The 11018-nt window shown below is 71.3% G+C and carries 7 protein-coding genes; 2 read left to right on the forward strand and 5 right to left on the reverse strand.

Translation table 11 applies throughout. The features are described 5' to 3' along the window. Positions 1 to 41: 41 nt before the first annotated feature. From AC1U89_RS16495 to AC1U89_RS16505, 3 genes are all read right to left on the reverse strand, one after another. Positions 42 to 5087: an alpha-2-macroglobulin family protein gene (locus tag AC1U89_RS16495; protein WP_479900772.1), complete on the reverse strand. Its 5046-nt coding sequence runs from the start codon at positions 5085 to 5087 to the stop codon at positions 42 to 44. Between the two features lie 78 nt (positions 5088 to 5165). After that, the gene (locus AC1U89_RS16500) at positions 5166 to 5999 is read right to left on the reverse strand and encodes a carbonic anhydrase (protein WP_479900773.1); all 834 of its coding nucleotides are present in this window, start codon (positions 5997 to 5999) and stop codon (positions 5166 to 5168) included. A 184-nt stretch (positions 6000 to 6183) separates the two neighbouring features. Next, complete coding sequence (locus AC1U89_RS16505; protein ID WP_479900774.1) at positions 6184 to 6657, reverse strand: Lrp/AsnC family transcriptional regulator; 474 nt, start codon at positions 6655 to 6657, stop codon at positions 6184 to 6186. Positions 6658 to 6777: 120 nt separating this feature from the next. On the opposite strand from AC1U89_RS16505, the gene ald reads away from it, so the two are divergent. Then, entirely contained in the window at positions 6778 to 7890 is a 1113-nt protein-coding gene (ald, locus tag AC1U89_RS16510; protein ID WP_479900775.1) for an alanine dehydrogenase, read from the forward strand. Between the two features lie 52 nt (positions 7891 to 7942). Here the strand turns inward: ald and AC1U89_RS16515 are convergent, their stop codons facing one another. Beyond that, complete coding sequence (locus tag AC1U89_RS16515) at positions 7943 to 8647, reverse strand: glycosyltransferase family protein (RefSeq protein ID WP_029910383.1); 705 nt, start codon at positions 8645 to 8647, stop codon at positions 7943 to 7945. Between the two features lie 65 nt (positions 8648 to 8712). Continuing rightward, positions 8713 to 9588 carry a bifunctional regulator KidO gene (locus AC1U89_RS16520; protein WP_479900776.1) on the reverse strand — a complete coding sequence of 292 codons (876 nt, stop codon included), beginning with the start codon at positions 9586 to 9588 and terminating at the stop codon, positions 8713 to 8715. A gap of 100 nt (positions 9589 to 9688) precedes the next feature. Between AC1U89_RS16520 and AC1U89_RS16525 the strand changes: the two genes are divergently transcribed. After that, positions 9689 to 10723 carry an XdhC family protein gene (locus AC1U89_RS16525; RefSeq protein ID WP_479900777.1) on the forward strand — a complete coding sequence of 345 codons (1035 nt, stop codon included), beginning with the start codon at positions 9689 to 9691 and terminating at the stop codon, positions 10721 to 10723. The last annotated feature ends 295 nt before the right edge of the window (positions 10724 to 11018 follow it).

Below are 11018 nucleotides of genomic sequence, written 5' to 3' on the forward strand. Positions count from 1 at the left end.
CGTCATCCCCCGCCTTGTCCGGGGGATGACGGACGTTTGGGTTACTGCCCCGGCGCCACGGTGATCCGCCCGGCGTCCGACCGCGCGTTCAGGCTGGGCCGGTACATGTCCTTGGCTGTCGCCCCGGGCAGGAAGAACTCGCCCGGCGTCACGGCCCGCGCCACATAGGCCATGGCGAACGGCTTCTCGCCGCCCAGGTCCAGCGCGGCGATGTAGCGGTCGTCGCGGCTTTCCTGGACGTCGGGGTTGGTCAGCTCGCCCAGGAACTTGAACGGACCGTTCTGGGCGTCGTCGGCGCCCAGGGTGGTCTCGATCTCGAAGCCGGCCGGTAGGGCGTCGTCGACCACCAGGGCGGTCGAACGGGCCTGCATCGAGCGGCCGGTGACGAGCACGATCACCCGGTCGCCCTGGTGGATCTGGCTGGGATCGATCGCCCCGCCGCTCATCGAGAACAGCCGCTTGGACACCGACAGGCCGTTGGCCGCCGCGCCCGGCGCCGCCACCGGCGTGCCGCGCACGCTGACCGTCCGCCACAGGGCGCCCTTGCCCCTGTTGGTGAAGTGGGCGTCCGACAGCTTGCCCACCGCCCAGCGTGGGGCCCCGCCGGCGGGCGGCAGGGCGGTGGCGCCCTGGGCGTCGACGGTGATCGGACCGGCCGCCTTCAGCAGCTGGTAGGCCGCCGACAGCACCGCCGCCTGCTCCTGGGTGTTGAGGGCGTCGGGGTCCCGGACCACGTTCTCCAGACGGCCCTGCAGCTGGCGGGCGATGTCGCCCTGGCCGGCCTGGACCGCGAGGGCGGTCACGGCCGCGACGTCGCGCAGCGGGCTCTGGTACCAGTCGCTGTCGTCGCGCCAGCCCAGCGACTTGACCGCCTGGCGCATGGCCGAGCGGGCCCGGGCCTGGTCGCCCATCAGGGCCAGGCCGGCCGCCACCTGGGCCTTGGCCAGGGGCTGGTCCTCGTCCTTCATCTGCACGTCGTGCCACCAGCGCAGCCGCGCCAGGTCGCCGCGTCCGGCCTTGGCCATCACATAGAGGGCGTAGGCCGAGGCGCGCCGGCGCATGCGCTCGGTGGCCTTCTTGGAGTCGTCGGGCGTGCGGCCCCACCACTCCGGATATTCCAGCCGGTAGGACACCGAGCTCCAGCCGTCGGGACGGCTGATCTGGCGCATGGCGTTCAGGGCCTTGTCCATCGCCTCGTCCGGCACGGCGATCCCCTGGGCCTTGGCCTCGACCAGGAAGTCGGTGGCGTAGGCGCCCAGCCAGGCGTCGGCCTCGCCGTCGCCCACCCGCCACAGCCCGAAGGCCCCGTCCAGGGTCTGGCGGTCCAGCAGCTTGCCCACCGCCGCCGACAGGATCGCCGGATTGCGCTTGAGCTTGGGATCGCTGGACAGGCTCTGGGCGTACAGCAGCGGATAGGCGGTCGAGACCATCTGCTCGGTGCAGCCATAGGGATAGCGCTGCAGGGCCACCGCGATCGCCGACGGGTCGAAGCCCCGGAACGGCGAGTAGCTGACCTGCAGGGTGATGTCCCCGGCCGCCAGGCCCGACAGCAGCTGGGCGTCGGGTGTGTAGCTCATGCCCGGCTGCTGCAGCTCGGTGGTGGTGCGCACCACGTCGCCCCAGCCCAGGCGGGTCTGGATCGGATAGTCCTTGGCCGTCTGGAAGCCGGGGCCGGCCACCTTGAAGCCGACCTTGCCGATGCCGGTGACGTTGGGGGCCAGGAACGGGATCTTCTCGGCGATCCTCTGGCCCAGGACCAGGGTGATCACCTTCTTGAAGGCCACGGCGATGCCGTTGGTGGCGTTGGCCTCGACCGTATAGGCCCCGGCCTTGCCCTCCACGTTATGCAGCTCCAGCGTCGCCATCGGCTTGTCGCCGGGGGCCAGGAAGCGCGGCAGGTTCAGATCGGCCACCACCGGCTGGCGCACGGTCATGGCCTTGGAGCCCGAGCCGACGGCGGTGTCGGTCCAGGCCACGGCCATGATCCGCAGCTCGCCGTTGAAGTCGGCCGCCGGCAGCTTGACCACCGCCTTGCCGTCGAGGCCGGTCTCGACCACGCCGGACCACAGGGCCACGGTCTTGATCGGCGTCACCGTCAGTCCCTCGCCGCCCAGTTCGTCGGCGCCGAAATTGACGTTGGCCGGCGCGCCCATGTTCGGGTCCAGCAGGCGACCGTAGTCGTCGCGGTAGTTCAGGGTCAGGGCCCGCTTGCCGAAGTACCACTTGGCCGGGTCGGGGCTGTCCTGGCGGGTCAGGCGCAGGATGCCCTCGTCCACCGCCGCGATCGTCACCTTGGCCTTCTGGCCGAAGCCCAGGCCGTTGACCTTGATCGGCACGTCGACCGGCGCCTTGGAGTCCAGCTTCACCGGCGTGTCGATGTCGACCGTCAGCTTCCGGCCCTTGGGGTCCAGCGGGACATAGATCAGGCCCAGGGCCCGCTTGGGCTTGGGCGAGCTGACCGGGTCGCGCGGCTGGATGACGGTGACCATCACATAGGCCCCGCCGCCCCAGGCGGCCGAGGTCTTCAGGCGCACGGTCGTGCCGTTCTCGCCGACGCTGAGGGTCTTGAAGTCGATCAGCCGGTCGGTGGCCACCGCCACCTGGGCTTGGCCGGCATAGGGCGACTTCAGGGTGATCTCCACCGTGTCGCCCTGGGCGTAGGCCTTGGTCCCGGCGCTGACCCGCACGAAGTCGGGCGCCTCGCCTTCCTTGGCCGGCGAGCCCCAGCCCGACGAGAACTTGGTCACCGTCTTGGCGCCGTCCGGCCCCTCGACCACCAGGCGATAGTCGCCCCAGCCGAGGCGGCGGTTGAAGCGCGCGGGCGTTCCGGCCCCGATATTGACCGTGGCCTTGGCCACCACCGCGTCGCGGCTGGTGCGCCGCCACTGCCAGCGGCCGTCCTGCTGGAACCAGTCGTAATTCCAGTTCTCGCTGATCAAGGTGTAGGTCGCCGTCGACGAAATACGGGCCCCGGCGGCGTTGACCGCGATCATCTCTAGGCTGACCGGCGGATCGCCGCGCCCGGCGTCGCCCTGCTCGACCTTGACGCCGTAATAGACCGGCTTGCCGCGCACCTTCAGCTCAAGGCCTTCGCGCACGGGGCGGCCGCCGGGCTCGAACACCGAGGCGGTCACCGCCGCGACCAGCGGCTGGGCGGTGTCGCCGGCTTCACCCGTGCCGAGGTTCAGGATGGCGTGGCCGTCGCCGTCGGTGACGGTCGTGCCCAGCTCGATGAACTTCTCGTCGAAGGGCGTCAGGTCGTCGCCCCACTCGAAGTCCTTGTATTGCGGGAAGGGGTCGCTATCGAGCCGCAGCCGCGCCTCGCCCTGGGTCTGCAGGCCCGCGCCCGGCGCGCCGTAGAGGAAGCGGGCCGAGACGTCGATCTTGCGTTCCTGACCGGCCGCGACCGGCACGGACTCCTGGCCCGTGGCGGTGACCGCCAGGCGCTGCGGCGCGAAATCCTCGACGCTGAAGCTCAGCGAACCGGCCTCGGCGTCGCTGCCTTCCATCTTCAGCACCGCCGACCAGCGGCCGCGCGGGGCGCTGCGGGGCAGGGCGATGTCGGCCAGCACGGCGCCGGCGTCGGCGCGGCTGAACGGATAGCGCTTGAACTCCACGCCCGAAGGACGCTTGACCAGGATGTAGCCCTTGCGGTCGTTGACCGCCTTGGCCAGCCGGTCACGGACCATGGCCGTCAGGTGCACGGTCTCGCCCGGGCGATAGATGCCGCGGTCGGCGTACAGATAGCCGTCGATGTCGGTGGAGAGCGCCCGGCCGCCGTCGGACTCCGTGCGGCCGCCGACGCCCTGCTTGGACAGGTCGACCGGCGAGCGGTCCAGGTCCAGCACCGCCAGGTCGCCCTGGTCGCCATAGGCCATGACCATCTTGGCCCGCGCCGCGCCGTCGCCCTCGAGCAAGGCGTGGGCGAAGCGGGCGCGGCCGTCGGCGTCGGTCTTGGCCACGGCCAGGTCCTCGCCGTCCTTGGCCACCAGCGCCACGCGCACGCCCGAGATCGTCTTGGCGGTCTTCAGCGACCGGACCACCACGTCCAGGGACTCGGCGCCGTCGTAGCCGATCAGGGCCATGTCGGTGAACATGATCCAGCGGCGGGCCTGGGCCGGCGACGGGTCGCCCTCGCCGTCCGGATCGCGGCCGCCCGAGGCGTCGCGCGCCTTGATCACATAGCCGCCGGGCTTCATCTCCTTGAGCACCGCGCCCAGGGGGAAGACGGTCGTGGCCTTCTGGCCGGCCGCGCCGTCCACATTGATCACGCCCTTCCAAACCTGGCGGCCCTCGTCGTCGGGGCTGTCGTCGCCATAGTCGCTGGAATAGTCGCCCTCGCCGGTCGGGTCGGGGGCGCTGATCGACTTGCGCACCAGGTTGCGGTCCGACACGCGCCAGACCTCGATGGCCAGCTTGGAGACGTTCAGGGTCTCCAGGGCCACGCCGTCGGACTCCTCGCGCGGCAGGATCACGCCGTCGCCGGCGAAGCCGACATACGGAGGCTTTTCACCAAACGTGAAGTCGACGTCGGCGTTGGCGGCCAGGGTCTCGCCGCCCTTGCCCGGCAGGCCCTTGAGCAGGGTGACGCGATGGTCGGTGAAGCCGACGCCGCCGATGCACAACTCGTCGTCCTTCACGCGCACGGCCGGCTGGCGGCCCAGGTCCGGCGAGATCAGCACGAAGTCGGCATAGGCCTTGGACGGGTCCAGCGGCTTGCTCATCCGCACGCAGGCCATCGGCTCGGCGCCGGAGCTGTCGATGCGGCTCTGCCAGACGGCGAAGCCCTCGGGCTTGGGGATTCCGCGGCGCGGGGCGTTGGCCGAGCGCGGCTTGCCGAACAGCGACCAGGCCTGGCCCTGGGGCGCCTCTGCCGTCGGGGCCTTGTGGCCGAACCAGCCCAGGTCGGCGACCTTGCCCACGGCGAAGCCGCCGCCGAAGCCGACGACCAGGGCGGCCGCGCCCACGGCGACCAGCGGGGATTTCAGCTGGGGCGGGATCCGACCCTTGAAGGTTTCCCAATAGGTCGAAAGGCGGCTGCCGAAGGTCCCGCGTCCGCCTTCCGGCGGCGTCTCGTCCGTCGACATCCCGTGCCTCCCAACCTCAGCGTGTCGGGAGACTTGAGCCTAAGCCGGGCAACGGGTCAACGGATCACCGGAACAAGGTTATGCGTCGAACGCCACCACGCCGCTGGCCAGGTCGTAGGTGGCCGAGACGATCTTCAGGCGGCCCTCGGACAGCTTCTCGGCCAGGGTCCCGTCGGCCACCTTCAGGCGGGCGGCGACGTCGCGGACGTTCTGGCGGATGGCGGCGTCCTGCAGGTCTGCCGGGTGCTTGTCCTGGGCCTCGGTCACCGCCGGCAGGATGGGCAGCACCATGTTCAGCAGGGCGCCGTGCAGGTCGGCGTGCTTGGTCACCACGTCCACCGCCGCGCCCACGGCCCCGCACTTGGTATGGCCCAGCACCACCACCAGCGGCGCGCCCAGGTGCTCGACGGCGTAGACGATCGAGCCCAGGCCTTCCTGGCTGACCGTCGAGCCGGCCACGCGGACCACGAACAGTTCGCCCAGATTGCAGTCGAAGATCAGCTCGGGGCCGGTGCGGCTGTCGCTGCAGCCGACGATCACCGCGAACGGCCGCTGGCCCTGGGCCAGTTCGGCGATCCGGGCGGTGGTCGGCAGGGCGATGCTGGCGCCGCCGCGCGAGAAGATGGCGTTGCCCTGCTTCAGGCGGCCCAGGGCCTCGTCCGGGCTGACTTCCGGCGGGTGGACCTCGGCCGGTTCGACGGTGTTGGGGTCCTCCAGCGGCTTGACCTGGGCCAGGGTCTTGTCGAGGGCGGCCTTGTCGGTGGCTTGGGTCTTCAGGGCGCGACGCGTGCGGCGGCCCTTGCGGGTCAGCACCGAGGGCGTGGCCACGGGATTGTCGCCCTCGGCCCAGGCCAGGGCGGGCGCGGCCAGGCCGAGGCCCAGGGCGCCCAGCAGCAGACGTCTCGAAACCATCTCATCCCCCGACGAGCAAAGCGGTTAGGTCGAGCCCATTCCTGGCAGGAAAGGGTTAACCACGACGCAACGGCGCGGAGCGCGGTGCGCGCCGTTGCGTCGCGCGTGCCGCTCCGCGCTTTTTGCTTTCGCATCGTTTTCGCGGAAAACCGGCTTCCACTTTTCCGCACGATGCTTTGCAGCCCTAGAGCGGCAATTCGACACGTTTGACCACGGTGCGCATGGCGATCGACGAGCTGACCCGGACGACGCCGGGAATGCGGGTCAGCTCCTGGGCGTGCACCCGCTCCAGGTCGTCGACGTCGGACACCACCAGCCGCAGCAGATAGTCCGAACCGCCGGTCATCAGGTAGCACTCGGCCACCTCGCGGACGTGCGAGATCGCCTTCTCGAAGGCGCTGAGCGTCGCCTCGGCCTGGGACGACAGGGTGACGGTCACGAAGACGCTGAGCGGCAGGCCCACCGCCCGCTCGTCGATCACCGCGGCGTAGCGGCCGATCACCCCGGCCTCCTCCAACGCCTTCACCCGGCGCAGGCAGGCGGATTCGGAAAGATTCACCGCCTCGGCCATTTCCACATAGCTGGCCCGGCCCCGCCGCTGGAGCAGGTTCAGCAGCTTGCGGTCGAAGGCGTCGAGGTTTGCCGCAGGTTTCTTCAACGCAAAGGCTCCTTGGCGATGGATTCCTGCATATCACGGTTCTCGCTGCAGGAAATCCCCCAGGAACCTGCGTTGGCTCAGGCGTAAACCAGCGTCAAACGTCTTTTGGAGGAGACAATCATGCGCGTTGGAGTGCCATCCGAGATCAAACCGGGCGAACACCGGGTCGGCCTCACCCCTACCGCCGTGCGCGAGTATGTGGGTCACGGCCACTCGGTGCTGGTCCAGACCGGCGCGGGCCTCGGGGCCGGCTACGGCGACGACCTCTACGTCAAGGCCGGCGCGACCATCGCGCCCGACGCCGACGCGGTGTTCGCGGGCGCCGAACTGATCATCAAGGTCAAGGAACCCCAGAAGGTCGAGTGGGAGCGCCTGACCCCCCGCCACATCCTGTTCACCTACCTGCACCTGGCGCCCGATCCGGCCCAGACCGAGGGCCTGCTGGCCTCGGGCTGCGCGGCCATCGCCTACGAGACCGTGACCGACGCCAAGGGCGGCCTGCCGTTGCTGGCCCCGATGTCGGAAGTGGCCGGCCGCATCGCCGTGTTCTCCGCGGCCGAGACCCTGCTCAAGCACAACGGCGGCATGGGCCTGCTGCTCTGCGGCGTGCCCGGCGTGCCCCCGGCCCGGGTGGCCGTTCTGGGCGGCGGCGTGGTCGGCTCCAACGCCGCGCGCATGGCCGCCGGCCTGGGCGCCGAGGTCGTGGTGCTGGAACGCTCGATCCCCCGCATGCGCGAGCTGGACGACCTGTACCAGGGCCGCATCCTGACCCGCTATTCGACCCTGGCCGCCGTCGAGGACGAGATCCTCAAGGCCGACGTGATCATCGGCGCCGTGCTGACCGCCGGGGCCGCCGCGCCCAAGTTGGTCAAGCGCGAGCACCTGGCCAAGATGAAGCCGGGCTCGGTGCTGGTCGACGTGTCGATCGACCAGGGCGGCTGCTTCGAGACCAGCCATCCGACCACCCACGCCGAGCCGACCTACACGGTCGACGGCGTCGTCCACTACTGCGTGGCCAACATGCCGGGCGCGGCGCCGCGCACCTCGTCGGAAGCCCTGGGCAACGCCACCCTGCCGTTCGGCCTGGCCCTGGCCGACCACGGCCTGGACGCGCTGAAGACCAACGTCCACCTGGCCAAGGGCCTCAACGTCCTGAACGGCCAGCTGACCCACCCGGCCGTGGCCGAGGCGTTGGGCAAGACGTCGGTCGATCCGTACGGGGCTTGGAAGTAGGCCTCAGCGAGCACGGCTGGGGACAGGCCCAAGGGCCTGTCCCCAATCCGTTCTAGGCCGCGAACCGGCCGAGATCCTGGTGGCTCTCCACCAGGTCCAGCACGTCGTGCATCGAGAAGCCCGGATCGGCCGCATAGAGCGCGTCGTAGATCGAGCGCGCGAAGGCCAGGTCGGCGGGGGTCTTCACCCGCCAGTCGTAGTGCGACCAGTCGCGGTGGGTCTTGAGGTGCGCCTGGCGGAAGCGGTCGGGGCGCTCGCGGATGGCGGCGGTGGGCGAGATCATGGCCAGCGGGTCGCGCGCCTCGGCGGCGGCGATCCGCAAGGCCTCGACGGTGACCACCTCGACCTCGAGGCCGGCCGGATAGGTGCGCTCGACGCGGTTGGAGGTGTAGGCCGCGCCGCTGACCTGGGCCAGACGGACGGCCTCGTCCACCACCGCCGGATCGACGAACGGCGCGTCGCCCTTGATACGGACGATGTGGCTGACCGGGCCGGCGGCCTCGGCGCAGCGGGCGATGCGGTCCAGGATGTCGCTGCCCGAGCCGCGATGYACGGCGTAGCCGCGCGACACCACCAGGCCGGCCAGGCCGTCGTCGGCGGCGTCGCTGCTGGTGGCGACGATGATCTTGTTCAGGCGGCGGGCGGCGCGCAGCCGCTCCAGCTGGCGCAGGATCATCGGCTGACCCTGGAGGGTGGCGACGGCCTTGCCGGGCAGGCGCTTGGAGCCCATGCGGGCCTGGACGACGGCGAGGATCATGGCGTTCGGCTCCCTCTTTGTGTCTCAGCTCATTTCTTGAGGCTGAGCTTCGATTCGCCCGGTCGTCAGGCGACCCAACGTCGCGGGTCCAGGGCCACCGGATCGTCGATGGCCATGTCGTCCCAGTCGAGGTCGGGCGGCGGGCTGGAGGCGGCGGCGACCACGGCCGACAGTTCGGCGGCCGAGGTGACRCCCACGAGGACGGCGCTGGCTTCGACGCGCGACAGGGCGAAGCCCAGCGCCGCCTGCAGCGGATCGGAACGGCCCTCGGCGATCATGCGGCGCACCTTCGACAGGCGGCCCGAGGCCCCCTTCAGCTGGGCGGGGACGCGGTCGGGCGGCAGGAACAGAAGGCCGTTCAGGAAGATCGAGCGCAGCTGCACCTCGATGCCCATGCCGGCGATGCGCTGCAGCGAGCCGTCGGCCAGCAGGCGCTGGTCCAGCAGCGAGGCCGGGGCTTGCAGGATGTCGGGCTTGAAGCGGCGGGCCACGCCCACCGGATCGTCGCTGGCGTGGGCGGCGACGCCGATCTTGGCGAACAGGCCCGCGTCGCGCAGGCGGGCCAGTCGGTCCCAGACGGCCGCGCCGTGCGGGCCGAACAGTTCCGACGGCGAAGAGACGATGACCGCGTCGGCGCGCTCCAGGGCCAGGCGACGCAGCGAGGCGCGGACCTCGGCCTCGACGAAGTCGGGACCGCGATCGGCGCGGGCGGCCGACAGGGTGACGCGGAACGGCACGGGACGCGGGATCAGGTCGCCCAGCACCTGCTCGGCGCGGCCGTAGTTGCCCGACACGTCCAGCACCGACAGGCGGGCGCGGGCGGCGATGTTGAGGATGTCGCGAGCTTCGGTTTCCGGCGATCGGGCGCGCGGCGACGCACTCATGCCGTCCAGCCCGAACTGGGCGGCGGCGAGACCGAGCTTGGAAACCGAAAGCGACATGGAAATCCGTGCGGACTGAACACCAATGTCGGCGAGCGTACGCCCCAAGGTTTGAAGAAGGCGTTTCTGGAAACTTGCCGAGGCGTTAACATGCTTGGCAATGGACCTGCCCGACCACGCCGCCGCCGACGTGTCTTCCGCGCCCTCCGCCGCGCCTTCCGATTGGCCGCTCCACGGCCTGGCGGACGACATGCGGCCGGCCCTGGCCAGCGCCCTGGCGCAAGGCCCGGCGGCCCTGGCCACCATCATCGATCTCGGCGACGGCGGCCCGCGCCCGGTCGGCACGCAGATGGTGTTCGGCGCCGATGAGTCGGGCGGCGGGAGCCGCGCCGGCTTCCTGTCGGGCGGCTGCATCGAGGCCGACGTCGAGGACCACGCCCGGGCCTGCATCGCCGACGGCCGGCCCCGGCGCCTGGTCTATGGCGAAGGCAGTCCCTGGCCCGACATCCGCCTGCTTTGCGGGGCGCGGATCGAGATCCTGGTCGAGCGAATCACCCCGGACGATCCGGCGGCCCGCGACCTGCTGGTCCTGGCCCAGGCCCGGCTTCCGGCCGTCTGGATCACCGACGGCGAGCGGCGGCTGTGCGTCCCCGCGACCGACGACGTCATGGCCTGGCCCGGCGCCTTCTCCCGCCGGTTCGACCCGCCGCCCCGCCTGGTGGTGTTCGGGGGCGACCCCACCGCCCTGGCCGTGGCGGGCCTGGGGGCGCAGTCGGGCTTCCAGACCACCCTGGTGCGGCCCAAGGGCCCGCTCGCGCCGCCGCCTCTGCCCGGCGTGGCCTATCGCCGAGACGACGTCGCGAGCGCCGTGGCGGCCATCGGCCTGGACCCGTGGACGGCCGTGGCGATCTGCGGCCACGACGAGACGGTGGACCACCAGGCCCTGCTGGCCGCCCTGCCCTCGGCCGCGCCCTATGTCGGCCTGCTGGGCGCGCGGCGACGGCTGGGCGAGCGGCTGGACCGCCTGCGGGCCGCCGGCGTCGCCGAACGCGACCTGGCCAAGCTGCGCGCCCCGATCGGCCTGGACCTGGGCGGCAAGGCCCCGTTCGAGGTGGCCGTGGCGGTGATCGGCGAGATCATGGCCACGCGGCACGGCCAGCCGGCCCTGGCGCGGCGGACGCACGCCGCCCCCTGAGGGCGGACAGGCGGCGAAGCCGCCAGGTGGGGGCAGTAATAGCGGGCATGGCGTGACAGGCATGGCTTCTCGACCTCGGGCTTTCGCGGCGAGGGGGCGGGGAGGCGCGGAGCGGACCGGGCTTCGCCCGGAGACCGTGAGTGTGTTTTGCGTTTCGGCTTGGCTCGACCGCTCCGCGAAACCGTTCTTCTCAAGGGACGGCGACTGAGGGCCTGTTTCATCCCGGTCGACGTTCCCCCTCGGGCGGGCAGGATCAGGTCGCCCGGAAGGGGCCGTCGGCGACTCCGACTGATCC

This window comes from Caulobacter sp. 05T431 (assembly GCF_056665975.1).